This is a genomic window from Pseudomonas carassii (assembly GCF_036324045.1).
GTDB lineage: Bacteria > Pseudomonadota > Gammaproteobacteria > Pseudomonadales > Pseudomonadaceae > Aquipseudomonas > Aquipseudomonas peradeniyensis.
The window spans coordinates 68,572-86,716 of sequence record NZ_JAZDCT010000026.1 but is presented as its reverse complement, the minus strand read 5'-3'; the positions used below and the strand labels follow the sequence as shown (position 1 = coordinate 86,716).

16 protein-coding genes are annotated in these 18,145 nt (G+C 66.0%); 12 read left to right on the top strand and 4 right to left on the bottom strand.

Annotated elements, in window-relative coordinates; all coding sequences use genetic code 11:
• Positions 1-73: 73 nt before the first annotated feature.
• Positions 74-568, bottom strand: a complete 495-nt coding sequence (locus tag V0R62_RS18795) for a sigma-70 family RNA polymerase sigma factor (protein WP_330104801.1) — start codon at positions 566-568, stop codon at positions 74-76.
• Positions 569-747: 179 nt separating this feature from the next.
• Between V0R62_RS18795 and V0R62_RS18790 the strand changes: the two genes are divergently transcribed.
• From V0R62_RS18790 to V0R62_RS18765, 6 genes are all read left to right on the top strand, one after another.
• Entirely contained in the window at positions 748-1,053 is a 306-nt protein-coding gene (locus V0R62_RS18790; protein WP_186712930.1) for a DUF3649 domain-containing protein, read from the top strand.
• Entirely contained in the window at positions 1,050-2,612 is a 1,563-nt protein-coding gene (locus V0R62_RS18785; protein ID WP_330104800.1) for a PepSY-associated TM helix domain-containing protein, read from the top strand. Before V0R62_RS18790 ends, V0R62_RS18785 begins: the two co-directional genes overlap by 4 nt.
• Positions 2,612-2,938 carry a DUF3325 domain-containing protein gene (locus tag V0R62_RS18780; RefSeq protein WP_330104799.1) on the top strand — a complete coding sequence of 109 codons (327 nt, stop codon included), beginning with the start codon at positions 2,612-2,614 and terminating at the stop codon, positions 2,936-2,938. Before V0R62_RS18785 ends, V0R62_RS18780 begins: the two co-directional genes overlap by 1 nt.
• 4 nt (positions 2,939-2,942) lie before the next feature.
• Positions 2,943-3,494 carry an RNA polymerase sigma factor gene (locus V0R62_RS18775; protein ID WP_330104798.1) on the top strand — a complete coding sequence of 184 codons (552 nt, stop codon included), beginning with the start codon at positions 2,943-2,945 and terminating at the stop codon, positions 3,492-3,494.
• Complete coding sequence (locus V0R62_RS18770) at positions 3,491-4,462, top strand: FecR family protein (RefSeq protein ID WP_330104797.1); 972 nt, start codon at positions 3,491-3,493, stop codon at positions 4,460-4,462. The genes V0R62_RS18775 and V0R62_RS18770 overlap by 4 nt, the downstream gene beginning before the upstream one ends.
• Before the next feature lie 180 nt (positions 4,463-4,642).
• Positions 4,643-7,045 carry a TonB-dependent siderophore receptor gene (locus V0R62_RS18765; RefSeq protein WP_330104796.1) on the top strand — a complete coding sequence of 801 codons (2,403 nt, stop codon included), beginning with the start codon at positions 4,643-4,645 and terminating at the stop codon, positions 7,043-7,045.
• Positions 7,046-7,160: 115 nt separating this feature from the next.
• On the opposite strand, the gene V0R62_RS18760 is transcribed toward V0R62_RS18765, so the two are convergent.
• Entirely contained in the window at positions 7,161-8,036 is an 876-nt protein-coding gene (locus V0R62_RS18760) for an AraC family transcriptional regulator (RefSeq protein ID WP_330104795.1), read from the bottom strand.
• Positions 8,037-8,258: 222 nt separating this feature from the next.
• Between V0R62_RS18760 and V0R62_RS18755 the strand changes: the two genes are divergently transcribed.
• Both V0R62_RS18755 and V0R62_RS18750 read left to right on the top strand, forming a co-directional pair.
• Positions 8,259-9,158, top strand: a complete 900-nt coding sequence (locus tag V0R62_RS18755) for a DMT family transporter (RefSeq protein WP_330104794.1) — start codon at positions 8,259-8,261, stop codon at positions 9,156-9,158.
• Between the two features lie 120 nt (positions 9,159-9,278).
• Positions 9,279-10,772 carry a glucosyltransferase domain-containing protein gene (locus tag V0R62_RS18750; RefSeq protein ID WP_330104793.1) on the top strand — a complete coding sequence of 498 codons (1,494 nt, stop codon included), beginning with the start codon at positions 9,279-9,281 and terminating at the stop codon, positions 10,770-10,772.
• 120 nt (positions 10,773-10,892) lie between these two features.
• Here the strand turns inward: V0R62_RS18750 and V0R62_RS18745 are convergent, their stop codons facing one another.
• Both V0R62_RS18745 and V0R62_RS18740 read right to left on the bottom strand, forming a co-directional pair.
• Positions 10,893-11,867, bottom strand: a complete 975-nt coding sequence (locus tag V0R62_RS18745; protein WP_330104792.1) for a 2-hydroxyacid dehydrogenase — start codon at positions 11,865-11,867, stop codon at positions 10,893-10,895.
• A gap of 225 nt (positions 11,868-12,092) precedes the next feature.
• Entirely contained in the window at positions 12,093-13,040 is a 948-nt protein-coding gene (locus V0R62_RS18740; RefSeq protein ID WP_028689548.1) for a LysR family transcriptional regulator, read from the bottom strand.
• A gap of 180 nt (positions 13,041-13,220) precedes the next feature.
• Between V0R62_RS18740 and V0R62_RS18735 the strand changes: the two genes are divergently transcribed.
• The 4 genes from V0R62_RS18735 to V0R62_RS18720 are packed head-to-tail and all read left to right on the top strand — an operon-like array spanning position 13,221 to position 17,982.
• On the top strand, positions 13,221-14,747 hold the full coding sequence (locus tag V0R62_RS18735; RefSeq protein ID WP_330104791.1) for an efflux transporter outer membrane subunit: 1,527 nt from the start codon (positions 13,221-13,223) through the stop codon (positions 14,745-14,747).
• Complete coding sequence (locus V0R62_RS18730) at positions 14,744-16,921, top strand: FUSC family protein (protein WP_330104790.1); 2,178 nt, start codon at positions 14,744-14,746, stop codon at positions 16,919-16,921. The genes V0R62_RS18735 and V0R62_RS18730 overlap by 4 nt, the downstream gene beginning before the upstream one ends.
• The gene (locus tag V0R62_RS18725) at positions 16,911-17,111 is read left to right on the top strand and encodes a DUF1656 domain-containing protein (RefSeq protein WP_028689551.1); all 201 of its coding nucleotides are present in this window, start codon (positions 16,911-16,913) and stop codon (positions 17,109-17,111) included. The genes V0R62_RS18730 and V0R62_RS18725 overlap by 11 nt, the downstream gene beginning before the upstream one ends.
• A gap of 10 nt (positions 17,112-17,121) precedes the next feature.
• Entirely contained in the window at positions 17,122-17,982 is an 861-nt protein-coding gene (locus V0R62_RS18720; RefSeq protein ID WP_330104789.1) for an HlyD family secretion protein, read from the top strand.
• Positions 17,983-18,145: the final 163 nt, after the last annotated feature.

Below are 18,145 nucleotides of genomic sequence, written 5' to 3'. Positions count from 1 at the left end.
TGCAAAGCAGCCCCAGCAATCTTGAATTGGAGCGTTCATATCCAAAAAATCGCAAAACCTCGAAAGGTAGGATTCACAGGGTGAAATAACAGCGCAAGGCCGCCTTGTGCAGATAGCGCTTGACCGTCGCCAGGGAAATGCCCAGCTCGCGGGCGATCTCGCCCTGACCCAGGCCATCGACCTGGGCCAGCAGGAAGGCGCGCTTGACCAGCGGCGGCAGGCTATCGAGGAGGCGGTCGAGTTCGAGCAGGGTGTCGAGGATGATGGCTTTGTCTTCCTCGCTGGGGGCCACCTGCTCGGGCAGCTGGGCCAGGGCCTCGAGGTAGGCGCGCTCCAGCTCCTGGCGGCGGAAGTGGTTGCACAGCACGCGCTTGGCCACGGTGGTGAGGAAGGCACGGGGTTCGATCAGCTGCGGCGCCTCGCGGGCCTGGAGCAGGCGCATGTAGGTGTCCTGGGCCAGGTCGGCGGCACTCTGCGGGCAGCCCAGGCGTCGTCGCAGCCAGCCGGTCAGCCAACTGTGATGGGCGTGGTAGAGGCCTTCGACGGTGGAAGAGAGGGCACTGGACACCGATACGACTCCGGCGCCAGAAAGCGCAACTGGAAGTAAGAATTGTTCGCATTGTATTCCTGCCGTCGGTGTTCGGCAATCGCCGCCGACGCAAGGCACGCCAACCGCTCGCGCCGGCATGCTTTGCTTATGAGAATTGAAATCATTAGTATTGCAGCCCCAATTCCCGGACCCTCGCCATGAAGAGCAAAGCCGCCGGCCTTCCCCTGAGCTACCGCCTGGCCGTGACTTCACGCAGCCTGGCCGCGTTGCTGGGCGGTTACCTGCTGGCGTCGATGGCCAGTGTCTGCATCACCTTGCTTGCGCCGATGACCCAGGCCGACGCGACGATGACCGGGATGATGCTGTCGTTCGTCTTCTACCTGATCGCCTTCATCTGGTGCTTCGCCTGCCGCAGCGCCTGGCGCGCCTGGCTGGGCGTGCTGTTGCCAAGCCTGGCGCTGGGGCTGATCAATGCACTGGCCTACTGGATGAACCTGCCATGAAAGAAGGCTTCCGCCAGGCCATGGCCTGGCTGCACACCTGGACCGGCCTGATCTTCGGCTGGCTGCTGTTCGCCATCTTCCTTACCGGGACGCTGTCGTACTTCAAGGAAGAGATCAGCCACTGGACCCAGCCCGAGGTGCAGAGTCATCCGCTCGACCCGGTGAGCAGCCTCGGCCTGGCCCAGCGTTACCTCGAAACCAATGCCGGCCACGCCAGCACCTGGTTCATCCGCCTGCCCAGCGAGCGCGAGGCGGCGCTGAGCGTCAGCTGGCGCGACCCGAACGGCGGCGGGCGTCGAGGTTTCACCGACAAGGACCTCGACGCGCGTACCGGCGAAACGGTCGAGGCCCGCGACAGCCGTGGCGGCGAGTTCTTCTACCGCTTTCACTTCCAACTGCAGATGCCTCACCCCTGGGGCCGCTGGCTGTCGACCTTCTGCGCCTTCATCATGCTGCTGGGCCTGGTCACCGGAATCATCACCCACAAGAAGATCTTCAAGGAGTTCTTCACCTTCCGCCCGGGCAAGGGCCAGCGCTCCTGGCTCGACGGCCATAACGCCATCGGCGTGCTGGTGCTGCCGTTCCACCTGATGATCAGCTACAGCAGCCTGGTGATCTTCATGTACATGGTCATGCCGGCCAGCATCCTGGCCAGCTACGGCGACAGCAGCGGCTACTTCAACGATGTGTTCGGCCGCGACGAGGTGCCCGAGGCGGCGGCCCAGGCCGCGCCGCTGGCGCCACTGGGCGAGCTTTACGCCAAGGTCCAGGCACAGGCGCCGGGCGCGCGCATGGGCTACATCCAGGTTCACAATCCCGGCGACCGCAACGCCCGGGTCACCTTTACCCGCGCTTCGGCCGACAGCGTCGCCTACCAGCGCAGCGCCACCTGGACCTTCGATGGCGTCAGTGGCGAACTGCTGCGCCGTGGCGCGCCGGAAAGTGCCGCGATGACCACCTCCTTCACCTTCGTCGGCCTGCACATGGGCAATTTCGCCGGGCCCTGGCTGCGCTGGCTGTACTTCGCCTTCGGCGTGGCCGGCACGGCGGTGATCGGCACGGGGCTGGTGATGTGGCTGGGCAAGCGTCAGCTCAAGCATGCCAAGAGCGAGCGCCTGCCCGGCGAGCTGCGCCTGGTCGAAGTGCTGAACATCGCCAGCATGAGCGGCCTGTTGCTGGGCGTGGCGGCGTTCTTCTGGGCCAACCGCCTGCTGCCGACGGCCATGGCCGGACGGGCCGATTGGGAGATCAACGTTTTCTTCCTGGCCTGGGGCGCGTCATTGCTCCACGCCATGTTGCGCAGCGGGCGCCGTGCCTGGGGCGAGCAACTGACCCTGGGGGCACTGGCGTTCGCCTTGCTGCCGGTGCTCAACGCGCTGACCACCGACAAAGGCCTGGACCACTCCATCGCCGCAGGTGACTGGGCGATGGCCGGTTTCGACCTGACGGCGCTGGCCACCGGCCTGTTCCTGGCCTGGGCTGCCAGCAAGATGCTGCGTGCGCCCAAGCCGGTCGCCAAGCGTGCGCCACGCGCCGCCAAGACCGTGGAGGCGAGCTGATGCTGGGTGTCGCGCTGATGGGCTTCGCCGGTTTCGCCGGCCTGTGCCTGGCCATGGAAAAACACTTCAACGACCTGCTCGGGCGCAAGCCCACGGGCCGGCAACTGCGAGCCTTGAAGGTCGCGGGCTGGGCCTTTCTGCTGCTGTCGTTGATCTTCGCCGTGCACGGGCGCGGCTGGGCCCTGGGCCTGGTGGAATGGATCGCCGTGCTGATGGCCGGGGTGACCCTGTGGGTGTTCGGCCTGCCGTACCAGCCGCGCCTGCTGCTCGGGGCGGCGCTCGCCAGCCTGGTGCTCGGGCCGCTGCTGGCCGTGCTGGCGGTCTAGGTCCTTGAGCGACTCCGAAGCCGGCGGCGGTCGGGCGCGTTTTCTCCAGGTGTTCCTGGCCCAGCGCGCGCGCATGGAGGCGCTGGTCAGCCGGCGCGTCGGCTGCCGCGCCACGGCGTCGGACCTGGTCCAGGACCTGTTCCTGCGTTTCTGGCGGCGCCCCGAGGTGAAGGTCGAGGCGCTCGACACCTACCTGCTGCGCAGCGCCAGCAACCTGGCCATCGATTACCTGCGCAGCGAGGGCAGTCGCGACCGGGCCGCCGAAGGCCTGCACGACCCCGACGAGCCGCAGGGCGCCCAGGCTCCCGAGCAGGCCCTGGAGGTTGACCACGACCTACAGCGTATCGAGACGGCCCTGCGGGCGTTGCCCGAGCGCACGCGGCAGATCTTCCTGCTCAACCGCATCCATGGCTGCACCTACGGCGAGATCGCCAAGGCCATGCAGTTGTCCCAGAGCGCGGTGGAAAAGCATATGATGCGCGCCCTCGAAGCGTGCAAGGCGAGCGTCGCCGAACCCGCCTCCCCACTGCGCCGGCCAGGGAGCGCCCGTCGATGAGTCTTGAACAGCCGATCACTGCCGCCCAGTCCCAGGCTGCCCTGCGCTGGCTGGGGCGCATCCAGCAGCAGCCGGCGCAAGCCGAGGGCGCGGCGTTCAAGCGTTGGTTGCTGGAGAGTCCGGCTCATCGCCAGGCCTATGCCGAGGCCCAGGCGCTGTGGCGCCTGAGCGAGGCTCCGGCGGCGCGGCTGGCGGTCGAGGAGCGAGAGGGCCTGCAACAGTACCTGGACGCCATGCGCCGACCCGCGCGCAAGCGGCCGTGGCGCGGCCTGGCGGTGGCGGCGTGTCTTGTGCTGGCACTGGGATGCGCGGCGGGCTGGCAGCCGCAGTTCTGGCTGCAGGACCTGCGTGCCGACTACTCCAGCGGCGCGCAGGTACGGCAGGTGACCCTGGCCGACCGTTCGCGCCTGACCCTGGATGCCGGCACTGCTGTGGCGGTGGATTTCGCCCAGGGCGAACGGCGCGTGCGGTTGCTGCGCGGCGCCGCGTTCTTCGAGGTGACCCATACCGGCGAACCGTTCCTGGTGGATGCCCAGGGCGGTGAAGTGCGGGTGTTGGGGACCCAGTTCGAGGTGCGTGGGCAGGGCGAGGGCGCCCAGGTCACCGTGCGCAGCGGACGGGTGGCGGTGACGGCGGCCGAAGGGCAGGCGGCCCGCGAGCTGACGGCCAACCAGCAACTGACCTATGCCGGCGGCGTGGCCGGTGGGGTCGAGGCGGTGGACAGCGACAACCGCCTGGCCTGGCGCCAGGGCTGGCTGAACTATTACCAGGTGCCGTTGGCGCAGGTGATCGAGGACCTAGGGCGTTACTACCCTGGGCGGATCCTGTTGCTCGACGGTGAGCTTGGACAGCGCAGGGTCAGTGGCAGCTTCCCGGTGGCGGAACCTTTGGCGGCGCTGGATTCGCTGGGCAAGGTGCTGGGCTTCTCGCGGCAAACGGTGCTGGGGCGGCTGACCGTATTGCGTTGACCTGTTCCGACGCCATCGCGAGGCTTACGCGGTCCTTGTAGGAGCGGGCTTGCCTCGCGAAGACGTCGGTGCAGCAAAAATTTTTCGATCAGGTGATGAGGTATCCCCCCTCGGCATCCGTGTAGTGAGTGGAAGTGCGATTCATTCGCAAACGATCATCCCTCTCACAGGTCCGCGTCCATGAAGTTCACCCCGCGTTGCGTCCCGCTCTGGTTCGGCCTCTGCTCCCTGCCCGCTATCGGCATTGTGCCCCAGGCCCAGGCCGCGCAGCAGAGCCAGGTCTACAGCTTCGCCCAGCCGAGCCAGCCGCTGGCCCAGGCGCTCAACGCCTTCAGCCGCGCGACCGGGCAGAGCGTGGTCTACACCCTGGCCCTGCCGGACGTGCAGGCCCCGGCGTTGAACGGCACCTTCGACACCGACCAGGCGCTGCAGCAGTTGCTAGGCAACTCGGGCCTGGCTTGGCGCCGGATCGACGCCCGCACCCTGACCCTGGAGCCGATCGACAGCTCCGGCGCGCTGAACCTGCAGGCCACCACCATCAATTCGCAGCTGGACGACTACAGCTACCAGCCACCGGCCAGTGCCTCGATCATGCGCGGCCAGGGCGCGACGCTGGACATCCCCCAGGCCGTCAACGTGGTCCCGACCCAGGTGATCCGCGACCAGGCGCCGCGCAACCTGGACGACGCCCTGTACAACGTCAGCGGCATCACCCAGGGCAACAATTTCGGCGGCACCGCCGACACCGTAATGAAGCGCGGCTTCGGCGACAACCGCGACGGCTCGATCATGCGCGACGGCATGCCGATCGTGCAGGGCCGCGCCCTCAACGCCAGCACCGAGCGGGTCGAGGTGCTCAAGGGGCCGGCCTCGCTGCTGTATGGCATCCAGGACCCGGGCGGGGTAATCAACGTGGTCAGCAAGCGCCCGCAACTGCAGCAGTACAACGCCCTGACCCTGCGCGGCTCGACCTATGGCAGCGGCAAGAACGGCAGCGGCGGCGGCCTGGACAGCACCGGGGCGTTGGGTGACAGCAACTTGGCCTACCGCCTGATCGTCGATCACGAGGACGAGGACTACTGGCGCAACTACGGTGTGCACCGCGAGTCGCTGGTGGCGCCGTCGCTGGCCTGGTACGGCGAGGACACCCAGGTGGTGCTGGCCTATGAGCACCGCGAGTTTCTTTATCCGTTCGACCGCGGCACCGCCTTCGGCAGCGACGGCCACCCGTTGAACATTCCCGCCACCCGTCGTCTCGACGAGCCGTTCAACGACATGGAGGGCCGTTCCGACCTGTACCGCCTGGAGGTCGATCATCGCCTGGCCGACGACTGGAAACTGCACTTCGGCTACAGCTTCAACCGCGAGACCTACGACGCCAGCCAGGTCCGCGTGACTGGCGTGGATGAAAGCGCCGGCACGCTGGCGCGCAGCATCGACGGCACCCTGGGCGCCCTGAGCCGCGACCAGTTCGCCACCCTCAGCCTCAATGGCAGTGTCGAGCTGGCGGGCATGCGCCACGACCTGGTGGTGGGGGTCGATCACGAGGACCGCAAGGTCTACCGCGCCGACCTGATCCGGCAGAACAGCCGCTCGACCTTCAGCTACCTGAATCCGGTGTATGACCGCGAAGTGCAAGGCACCAGCGTGCGCGCCACCGACAGCGACCAGACCGACAAGCTGCGCACTGACTCGCTGTTCCTGCAGGACGCCTGGCACCTGGACGAGCACTGGATCCTGGTGGCTGGCGGGCGCTTCCAGCAATACGACCAGTACGCCGGTCGCGGCCGGCCGTTCAACGTCAATACCGACACCAGCGACCAGACCTGGGTGCCCCACGCGGGCGTGGTGTACAAGGTCGATGACCAGTTGTCGTTCTATGGCAGCTACAGCGAGTCGTTCAAGCCCAACTCGACCATCGCCCCGCTGAGCATCGGCGGTGGCCGCACCCTGACCCTGGACTCAGGCATCGCGCCGGAGGAGGGCAAGTCGTGGGAACTGGGGGCCAAGCTCGATGTGCCGGGGGCGCTGACCGGTACCTTGGCGTTGTTCGACATCACCAAGCGCAACGTGCTGGTGGCCGATGGTGACACCCAGCCGGGCACCATTCTCTACAGCAACGCGGGCGAAGTGCGCTCACGGGGCGTCGAACTGGACCTGACCGGCCAGCTCAGCGAGCGCTGGAGCCTGATCGGCGCCTACGCCTTCACCGACGCCGAGGTGACCAAGGACCCGCAGCTCAAGGGCAATCGCCTGCAGAACGTCGCCCGGCACAGTGGTTCGCTGTCGGCGGTGTATGACTATGGCAGCCTGTTCGGTGGCGATCGCCTGAGGCTGGGGGCCGGTGCGCGCTATGTGGGTGAACGTGCGGGGAATGCTACCAATGATTTCGACCTGCCGGCGTACACCGTGGCCGATGCCTTTGCCAGTTATGAAACGAAGTTGGACGAGCACAAGGTGCGGTTGCAGTTGAACGTGAAGAACTTGTTCGACAAGGTGTATTACAGCTCGGCGGTGAACCGGTACTTCGTCGCGGTGGGGGATGCGCGGCAGGTGAGCTTGTCGAGTACCTTCGAGTTCTAGATCGCCGGGACCGCGTTGCGGTCCATTCGCGGCACGAGGCCGCTCCTACAGAGGTACGCGGTCTCCTGTAAGAGCGGCCTCGTGCCGCGAATGGGCCGCAGCGCGGCCCCAGGATTCAACCGGCAAACGCAGCCCGATACGCCCCCGGCGTCGCCCCCAGCGCCTGCCTGAACCGGTTGCTGAAATGGCTGGCACTGGCAAACCCGCACAACAACGCCACCTCGCCCAGGGGCAACGTACCCAGGCGCAGCAACCGGCACGCCCGCTGCAGCCGCCGGGCCAGCAGGTACTGGTGCGGCGGCAGGCCGAAACTCGCCCGGAACATCCGCGCGAAGTGGTACTCGGACAAGTTGCAGCGCAGCGCCAGCTCCCCCAGCGTCAGCGGCTGGTCGAGGTTGGCCTCGATATAGTCCACCAGTTGCCGACGCTGGTGCGGCGCCAGCCCACCCTTGAGCTTGAGCCCCTGGCGCAGGCCGACCTGGTTGAGTACGGCATGGTCGATGATGTCGTGGGCCAGGCTGCTGGCCAGCAGGCGCTCGCCGGGCTCGGCCCAGTCCAGACCGATCAGCTCGCGAAAGCGCCGGGCCTGTTGCGGGTCGTCGAGGAAAGTTGCCTCGCGCAGTTGCATCTCCCGGGGCTCGCGGTCCAGCAGGCGGGTGCAGCCGAGGGCGAACTGTTCCTCGCTGATATACAGGTGGGCCAGGCGGATCGGACCGTTGATCACCCAGTTCGACTCATGGCCGGCGGGCATGACGCACAGCTTGTCCGGCGCGCCGCGATCGCCAGGGCGCTGGCGGCGGAAGGTGCCGGTGCCGTCGGCGATGTAGCACGACAGCGTGTGATGGCTGGGCGCCTGGTAGTCGCGGGCATCGTCGCGGTTGCTCCACAAGGCTGCCGCCAACCCGTCGCCCAGGTGCGCGCTCAGCTCCAGCCGGGCGTGGGGCGAGGCGTTCAGGACGTTGAAGACCTGCAGGTGATCGAGTGGGGGCATGGGCGGTTCCTCTGCTGGCCATCGTACTGCGCCAGCGCCGGGATGGCAGCTAGCCGGGGAGGAAAAGCGCAAGTTTATGCAAGCGCCGAACAGCGATGGCGCAAGACACTGGGCTCATGGGTTTTTCATCGCGGGGCAAGCCCGCTCCCACCGAGGTCGCATGCGCCCTGTGGGAGCGGGCTTGCCCCGCGATAGGCCTGATACCTGTCGAGGGAGTCCATCATGAACCTGTCGCTCTACCTGCTCACCGTCCTGATCTGGGGCACCACCTGGATCGCCTTGAAACTGCAGCTGGGCGAGGTCGCCATCCCGGTGTCGATCGTCTACCGCTTCGCCTTGGCCGGGCTGATCCTGTTCGCCTTCCTGCTGCTCACCCGCCGCCTGCAACCGATGAACCGGCGTGGTCACCTGGTGTGCCTGGCCCAGGGGTTCTGCCTGTTCTGCGTCAACTTCATGTGCTTCCTTACCGCCAGCCAGTGGGTTGCCACCGGCCTGATCGCCGTGGTGTTCTCCACCGCCACCTTGTGGAACGCCATCAACGCCCGGATCTTCTTCGGCCAGAAGATCGCCGCCAATGTGCTCGGTGGCGGCGCCTTGGGCCTGCTCGGCCTGGGGCTGCTGTTCTGGCCGGAGCTCTCGCACCACGCCGCCAGCCGCGAGACCTTGTACGGCCTGGGGCTGGGCCTGCTCGGCACGCTGTGCTTCTCGGCCGGCAACATGCTGTCCAGCGTGCAGCAGAAGGCTGGGCTCAAGCCGATGACCACCAATGCCTGGGGCATGCTCTATGGCGCCTCGATGCTGGCGGTGTACTGCCTGGCAAAGGGCATCCCCTTCGACATGGAGTGGAGCGCCCGCTACATCGGCTCGCTGCTGTACCTGGTGATCCCGGGCTCGGTGATCGCCTTCACCGCCTACCTGACCCTGGTCGGACGCATGGGGCCGGAGCGGGCAGCCTATTGCACCGTACTGTTCCCGCTGGTGGCGTTGAATGTGTCGGCGTTCGCCGAGGGCTACCAATGGACGGCGCCGGCGTTGCTGGGCCTGGTGGCGGTGATGGCTGGGAATGTGCTGGTGTTTCGCAAGCCTAGCCTGCCGGCGCCAGTGCTCGGGATCCACAGGTGACTTCCGTGTGCAACTGTTAGATTTACCAGGTGCGCACCAGAATTGATTCGCGGAGAGTGGGCTTATCACCACCCGCTTGGATTAAAAAAAATGCAGGCCCCCCAGCCAGGAAGCACGGTGTTGTCGCAGAACCAGCTGTGGTTGGCCTTCATGTTGGCGATGGGGTTTCATGTATTGCCGCTGGTGCTGGCCGACTTCCTGTACCTCGACGACATCTGGCGTTCGATGCTGGCAGGCAAGATCAATGGTCAAGCCGTTTCATGGGCCGAACAAGGGCGGGTACTGGTCGACTGGTTATATTCGGGGTTGGGTGGCGTCGCGGCGGCGCCGGATCTGTTTCCACTGCCGCTGCTACTATCGGTGGTCGTTGTTGCCAGGGCCTTTGCAAGCCTGACGGCGACGTATTTCGAGCGTCCCGGGCTGGCCGACACGCTTGTGGTATTACCGCTCTGGTTCAGCCCGTTCTTCTTGCAGAACCTCAGCTACCAGTACGATGGACCGGCCATGGGGCTGTCCTTGGCAGTCTGCGTATGGGCAATCACCATTGGGGTGAGCGATTTTTGGCGCTGTCTGATCGGAGGCCTGCTGATTACCGCGGCGCTCAGCCTGTACCAGCCCGCTGTTAACGTCTTTGCCATCCTCTGTTGCATCGAGATACTGCGCCAGGCCGATAAGGGCGCCGCTTTCAGATCGGTCGCCAGGCACTTGGCGTTGCGTCTTGCGCAACTGGTGGCAGGTTGCCTGATCTATCGCTTGACGGCCTATCGGTTGATCACCGTTCCACGCACCGCGCTACTTCCCATCGATGCCCATTGGCCTGGAGAAATCCTCGCTCGGATGGAGCTGGTGGTGCAGGACCTGGCCTTGTTGGTCACCCCGGGCAACGCCTTGTTGGCCATCGGCATTCTGCTGCTCGCGGTGGTCGGCCTCACGCTGGTGTTGCAGCAGGTGCAGGCCGGACCCGATAGGTTGCTGGAGAAATGCGGGCTGGGGCTGTTGGTGCTGTTGTCATTACCCATATCATTCATCCTGATACCGGGGCTGGCGCTCTTGCTTGCGTATTTCGATCACGGGGCTCGCTTGCTCATGGGCTGCGGCGCGGCCATGGTGTTGCTTGCATTCCTGGCGCGGCGGGCCTTGATCACCATGCACCCGCGGCTGGGGTGGGTGCTGTTGCTGCCCCTTGTGCTGATGTTGTCGATGTCGTTCGCTTATGGTCGGGTGCTGGTGGCACAGAAAGAGCTGCATCGGGCGTTTGTCCAATCGCTGGCCACGACGATCGAAACCCATCCTGCGCTTCAGGGTGTTGATCGCATCTACTTTTATGACTGGGACAGCAAGGGCCTGTGGCTACCTGCCGCTAGTGGCACGCTCAAGGCCATGCCGGCGTTGCGCAAGATCCTCAACATCCGCTTCTGGACGTTGACCGAAACGATGCCGCGGGTTGGCCTGATGAACGTGGTTGGTGCCCCGAAGAGCATGGTCGAGCGGGCAACGGCGCTCGACGCCCAGCCACTGATCGATACTAGGTTCTTTGCGATCTACCGGGTTGATAACGCGGTGCTGCTGATCATGAAGGTGCCTTCAGAGTCCGAGGTGCCGAACCCTTGGTGACGAAGGCTCGGCACCTGTGCTGCCAAGCCCTTCTCAAGACCCTGTTCATCAATTTTTGCAGTATCGATGCCAGCGAAATGCTGTGCGCCGACCTGGCTGGGCGGGTGTGTAATGAAGACTTCAGCCCTTCCACACCTGCGGATTCACCAGGTCCCGTGGTCGCTCACCCAGCAACGCCGCGCGCAGGTTGTCCAGCGCCCGGTTGGCCATGGCCTCGCGGGTTTCAGCAGTGGCCGAGCCGATGTGCGGCAGGGTCAAGGCGTTGGGCAGCTTGAACAGCGGCGAATCGGCGAGTGGCTCCTTTTCGTACACATCCAGCCCGGCGCCGCGAATGGTGCCATTCTGCAGTGCCTCGACCAACGCCGCCTCGTCCACCACCGGTCCGCGGGCGATATTGACCAGGAACGCGCTGGGCTTCATCAGTTGCAGCTCGCGGGCGCCGATCAGCTTGCGGGTGGCCTCGGACAGCGGCACCACCAGGCAGACGAAATCGGCTTCGCCCAGCAGTGCGTCCAGGCTGCGGAACTGCGCGCCCAGTTCGTGTTCCAGTGCGGTCTTGCGGCTGTTGCCGGTGTATAGCACCTGCATGTTGAAACCGAAGCGGCCACGACGGGCGATGGCCGCGCCGATGTTGCCCATGCCGACGATGCCCAGCTTCTTGCCGTGCACATCGCAGCCGAACTGCGCCGGGCCGACGGTGGCCTGCCAGTGGCCGGCCTTGGTCCAGGCGTCCAGCTCGGCGGTGCGTCGGGCGCAGCCCATGATCAGGGCAAAGCCCAGGTCGGCGGTGCTTTCGGTGAGCACGTCGGGGGTGTTGGTCAGGGCGATGCCGCGTTCGTTGAAGTAGTCCAGGTCGTAGTTGTCGTAGCCGACCGAGACGCTGGACACCACTTCCAGCTTGCCCGCGCCTTCGAGCTGCGCGCGGCCGAGTTTGCGACCGACACCGATCAGGCCGTGGGCCTCGGGCAGGGCTTCGTTGAACTGGGCGCTGATGTCGCCGAGTTTCGGGTTCGGCACGATCACGTTGAAGTCTTGTTGCAGGCGTTCGGCCATGGCGGGCGTGATGCGGCTGAAGGCCAGGACGGTCTTTTTCATCGGGCTGCTTCTCTGCAAGGCGTGAGGTGGAGCCGGGCAGAAGAGCAGGGCCGCTGTGCGGCCCTTTCGCGGCACAAGGCCGCTCCTACAGGTACCGCGTAACCCTGTAGGAGCGGCCTTGTGCCGCGATGGAGGGCGAAGCCCTCCCATGACCCTGTCTGCCAGACGCTGGAATCAATGGTTAGCAACCTACCATTGTCCCCACCCTCAATGCAGCCGCTTTCTTCAGTTGGCGATCAGCAGCTCATGGGTCTTCAGGTCGGCCTCATGGGCGGCAAGAATCTCCGGCAGTGAGTTGCGCAGGTACTCGACCCAGGTCTTGATCTTGGCATCCAGGTACTGGCGCGACGGGTAGATCGCGTACAGGTTCAGCTCCTGCAGGCGGTACTCCGGCATGATCCGCACCAGGCTGCCGTCGCGCAGGCCGTCGATGGCCGAATAGATCGGCAGCACGCCCACGCCCATGCCGCTGCGGATCGCGGTCTTCATCGCGTCCGCCGAGTTGACCTGGAACGGCGAGGTGGTGATGTTGACCATCTCCTGGCCTTCCGGCCCGTCGAACAGCCACTTCTCCAGCGGGATCACCGGGCTGACCATGCGCAGGCAGGCGTGCTTGAGCAGGTCGGCCGGCTTGTGCGCGCTGCCGTGGCGGGCCACGTACTCGGGCGAGGCGCAGACGATGCTGTAGGTGATGCCCAGGCGCTGCGAGACGAAGCCCGAGTCCGGCAGCTCGCTGGCCAGCACGATGGACACGTCGTAGCCCTCGTCCAGCAGGTCGGGCACGCGGTTGGCCATGGTCAGGTCGAAGGTCACGTCCGGGTGCGACTCGCGGTAGCGGGCGATGGCATCGACCACGAAGTGCTGGCCGACGCCGGTCATCGAATGCACCTTCAACTGTCCGGCGGGGCGGGCGTGGGCGTCGCTGGCCTCGGCCTCGGCTTCTTCCACGTAGGTAAGAATCTGTTCGCAGCGCATCAGGTAGCGCTTGCCGGCCTCGGTCAGCGCGATGCGCCGGGTGGTGCGGTTGAGCAGGCGGGTTTGCAGATGGGCTTCCAGGTTGGAGACCGCCCGCGACACGTTCGCGGTGGTCGTATCCAGTTGCGCCGCGGCAGCGGTGAAGCTGCCGAGCTGGGCCACGCAACTGAAAGCACGCATGTTTTGCAGGGTGTCCATGGGTCACTCTCGGTTTAGAGGACAAAATTGTGACATGAAGTTGCGGAATTTCGCTTCCGACTAAAGCCGGATTATCGCTGTTTTGGTAACAAAGATTCGCAGGAATATGCGCTTATCGCCAATGAAACCCGCCCCTAGAATTGCCCGGCCCCTCCACCTCTTCCTCGGGAAATCGCAGCTGTGCCGCGTCGCCACATCAGAGCGCTCCATGCGTTCAGTGCCTGTGCCCTTTGTCTCACCTTGAGCGGCTGTATCGGAACCTGGGGCATCGCCCCGCAAAGCAAGACCCTCCAAGCCAACCAACTGACCACCGACGCCGCGATCCGCGAGGCCGCGCGCGACGCCCACTGGCCGGCCCAGCAATGGTGGCGTGCCTACGGCGACCCGCAGCTCGACGCCTGGATCGCCCAGTCCCTGGCCGGCAGCCCGAGCATGGCCATGGCCGCCGCTCGGGTGCGTGAAGCCAAGGCCATGGCCGGTGTGGTCGAGTCGGCGGAAAAACTGCAGGCCAACGGCAACGCCACCCTCAAGCGCCACAACTGGCCCGAGGATCAGTTCTACGGCCCGGGCGCGCTGTCCGGCGCCAACACCTGGGACAACAATGCCGCCATCGGTTTCAGCTACGCCCTGGACCTGTGGGGCCGCGAGCGCAATGCCAGCGAGCAGGCCGTGGACCAGGCACACATGAGCGTCGCCGAGGCGCGTCAGGCTCAGCTGGAGCTTGAGAACAACGTGGTGCGCGCCTATATCCAGCTCAGCTTGCATTACGCCCGGCGCGATATCGTCCAGGCCGAGCTTGCGCAGCAGGAGCAGATCGTCGCCCTGGCCAAGCGTCGCCTCGACGGTGGCATCGGCACCCATTTCGAGGTCAGCCAGGCCGAGGCGCCGCTGCCGGAAACCCACCGCCAGATCGACAGCCTCAACGAAGAGATCGCCCTGACCCGCAATCAGCTGGCGGCCCTGGCCGGCAAGGGGCCAGGGGAGGGGGCGAAGCTGCAACGCCCGACCCTGACCCTCGGCTCGCCGCTGAAACTGCCGTCGAACCTGCCCGCCGAGCTGGTCGGCCAGCGCCCCGACGTGGTCGCCAGCCGCTGGCAGGTGGCGGCCCAGGCCCGTGGCATCGATGTGGCCCACGCCGGCTTCTTCCCCAACGTCGACCTGGTCGGCGGCCTTGGCTTCATGGCCACCGGCGGCGGCCCGCTGGAGTTCCTCACCGGGCGCAAGTTCAACTACAACGTAGGGCCGGCCATCAGCCTGCCGATCTTCGACGGCGGCCGCCTGCGCTCGCAGCTGGGCGTGGCCTCGGCCGGCTATGACGTGGCCGTGGCGCGCTACAACCAGACGGTGATCGGCGCGCTGAAGAACATCTCCGACCAGCTGATCCGCCGCGAGTCGATGAAGGAGCAGGCGCATTTCGCCGCCGAATCCGTGGCCGCCGCGCAGAAGACCTACGACATCGCCACTGTTGCCTTCCAGCGTGGCCTGACCGATTACCTCAACGTGCTCAACGCCCAGACCCTGCTGTTCCGCCAGCAACAGGTGCAGCAGCAGGTGCAGGCCGCGCGCCTGACCGCCCACGCCGAGCTGGTCACCGCCCTGGGCGGCGGCCTGGAGGCGGGCAAGGATGTGCCCGATCAAGAACGCCAGGCCGCACCGAAAACGCCGGCCACCCTGGCCATCTTCGACCAGCCGGACCACGCCGAATGAGCACACCGAGCTTGCCCCTGCGCTGGCTGCGCAGTCTGGAGTGGCGCCGGGGCTTCTTCGCCTGGGCGCGCACCGACGGGGTCACCTGGGTCTACATCTTCAAGGTGCTGGCCGCCGCGTTCATCACCCTGTGGCTGGCCATGCGCCTGGAGCTGCCGCAGCCGCGCACGGCGATGATCACCGTGTTCATCGTCATGCAGCCGCAGAGTGGTCATGTGTTCGCCAAGAGCTTCTACCGGGTGCTGGGGACGCTTGCCGGCTCGGCGATGATGGTCGCGCTGATGGCGATCTTCCCGCAGAACACCGAGCTGTTCCTGCCCAGCCTGGCGCTGTGGGTCGGCCTGTGCTCGGCGGGGGCCATGCGCTACCGCACCTTCCGCGCCTATGGCTTCGTGCTGGCCGGTTACACGGCGGCGATGATCGGCCTGCCAGTGCTGCAGCACCCCGACCAGGCGTTCATGGCGGCGGTGTGGCGGGTGCTGGAGATCGCCCTGGGGATTCTGGTCTCGACTTTCGTCAGTGCCGCGATCCTGCCGCAGTCGGCCAGTGCCGCCATGCGCAACGCCCTGTACCAGCGCTTCGGCGTGTTTGCCGGGGTGGTGGTCGAGGCCCTGCGCGGCGACAGCCAGCGCGACCGCTTCGAGACCAGCAACGTGCGCTTCGTCGCCGAGGCGGTGGGCCTGGAGAGCCTGCGCAACGTCACCGCCTTCGAAGACCCGCACATGCGCCGGCGCTCGGGCCGCCTGGTGCGCATGAACAGCGAGTTCATGGCCATCACCACGCGCTTCAATGCCTTGCACCGGTTGCTGGAGCGTCTGCGCGCCCGTGGCCCGTTGCAGATCGTCGGCGCCATCGAGCCCGGCCTGGACACCCTGGCCGAGCTGCTGCAGCCCTATGTCGGTCGGGCTCTGACCGACGCTGATGCCTTGCGCCTGGCCCTGGAGCTGGGCACCTACAAGGAAGGCCTGCAGGCCCAGGTGCGAGGCTTACGCGCCGAGTACCTGGAGACCAACCCGAGCGAGTCCGACCTGCTCGATTTCCACACCGCCTTCGAGCTGCTCTACCGCTTCGTCGAGGAGATGTACAGCTACGCCGAGACCCATGCCTCGCTGGCCGTGCACAAGCACGAGCGCGAACAGTGGGACGAGCCCTACGTGGCCCAGACCAGCTGGCTGGTATCGCTGGCCGCCGGTGTGCGCGCCTCGGCAGTGCTGCTGTTGCTGGGCAGCTACTGGCTGCTCAGCGACTGGCCCAGCGGCGCCATGATGACCCTGATCGCCACCGTCACCGTGGGCCTGTCGGCGGCCTCGCCGAACCCCAAGCGCATGTCGTTCCAGATGGCCTGCGGCACGGCGATCGGCGCCTTCGTCGGGTTCTTCGAGACGTTCTTCGTGTTCCCCTGGATCGACGGTTTTCCGCTGCTGTGCATGGTGTTGGCGCCGGTGTTCGTGCTTGGCGCGTTCCTCGCCTCGCGCCCGGCCTATGCCGGTTACGGCCTGGGCCTGCTGGTGTTCTTCGCCATCGGTTCGGTGCCGAACAACCTGACCGTTTATGACCCCTATACCTTCATCAATGACTACATCGGCATGGTCATCGGCATGTTCGTCTGCGCTGCGGCCGGAGCGATCATCCTGCCGCCCAACAGCCGCTGGCTGTGGAGCCGCCTGGAGCAGGAGCTGCGCGAGCAGGTGCTGTTCGCCATCGGCGGGCGATTGCGCGGGTTGGGCTCGGCCTTCGAGAGCCGTACCCGCGACCTGCTGCACCAGGCCTATGGCCTGGCCGCCGGCAAGCCACAGGTGCAGAGCGAGCTGATGGGCTGGATGTTCACCGTGCTTGAGATCGGCCACGCCATCATCGAGCTGCGCAAGGAGCAGGATCGCGCGCCGATCCACCCGGCCTACGCCGAGTCGCAGCCCTGGCGCCAGGCCATCCGCGTGATGGGCCGGGCCCTGGCGCGGCTATTCCTGCAGCCCAGCGCCAGCAACCACGAGCGCGCCCTGGTGGCGGTGGACCATGCGATCAGTCGTGTGCAGGCCACCGACGAACCCTTCGCCCGGCACTTCGACACCTCGGTACTGCGCCGGGCGCAGAGCTACCTGCACTTCATCCGTTCCTCCCTGCTCGACCCACAGTCGCCGCTGGCCCCGGCGAAAGGATTGCACCATGCCCCGTGAGATCGCCTTCCATGGCGTGTACATGCCCACCATGACCTTGATGTTCCTGTTCGCCCTGGGCCTGGCCTGGGGCCTGGACCGGTTCATCGCAAGCGTTGATGGCTATCGCTTCTTCTGGCACCCGGCGCTGCTGCGCCTGTCGCTGTTCGTCTGCCTGTTCGGCGCCCTGGCGCTGTCGCTCTACTGGTGAGAATCCTGCAATGAAAAAGTTCTTCAGCCTGATCGCCACCCTGCTGGTGCTGGCCGCTGCCGTGGCGATCGGCCGCCAGTTGTGGCTGCACTACATGACCACGCCGTGGACCCGCGACGGCCGGGTGCGCGCCGACATCATCAACGTCGCCGCCGATGTGCCGGGCTATGTGGTGGACGTGCCGGTCAAGGACAACCAGCGGGTGAAGAAGGGCGACGTGCTGATCCGCATCGACCCCGAGCACTACCAGCTGGCGGTGGACCAGGCCAAGGCGCTGGTAGCCTCGCGCAAGGCCACCTGGGAGATGCGCAAGGTGAATGCCAGGCGCCGCGCCGACCTGGACAACCTGGTGATCTCAAAAGAGAACCGCGACGACGCCAGCAACATCGCCGATTCGGCGTTGGCCGACTACCAGCACGCCCAGGCCCAACTGGCGGCTGCCGAGCTGAACCTCAAGCGCACGCAGATCGTCGCCACCGTCGATGGCTACGTGACCAACCTGAACATCCACAAGGGCGACTATGCCCGTACCGGCGAGGCGGTGATGGCGGTGGTGGATGAGCAGTCGTTCTGGGTGTACGGCTTCTTCGAGGAGACCAAGCTGCCCCATGTGAAGGTGGGCGATGTGGCCGAACTGCAGATGATGAGCGGCGAGCGCATCAAGGGGCATGTGGAGAGCATCGCCCGCGGCATCTACGACCGCGACAACCCGCAGAGCCGCGAGCTGATCGCCGATGTGAACCCGACCTTCAACTGGGTGCGTCTGGCGCAGCGGGTGCCGGTGCGGATTCATATCGATGAAGTGCCGGAGGGGTTCCTGCTGGCGGCGGGGACGACCTGCACGGTGGTGGTGACACCGTCAGAGGGGTGAGGGGCTGTACGATATTTCCGAATCTGAAACCAAATGCTTCAGCCGGGCTGTGCTTGGGACCTATCCTACGTGCCTGCCGGAAGGGTCTGGATAGGCGGGGAAATGCATCAGGGCTAACGTCGTCGGGTCGCCGAATTTGGTGACCGGGTGTGAGAAACCCGAA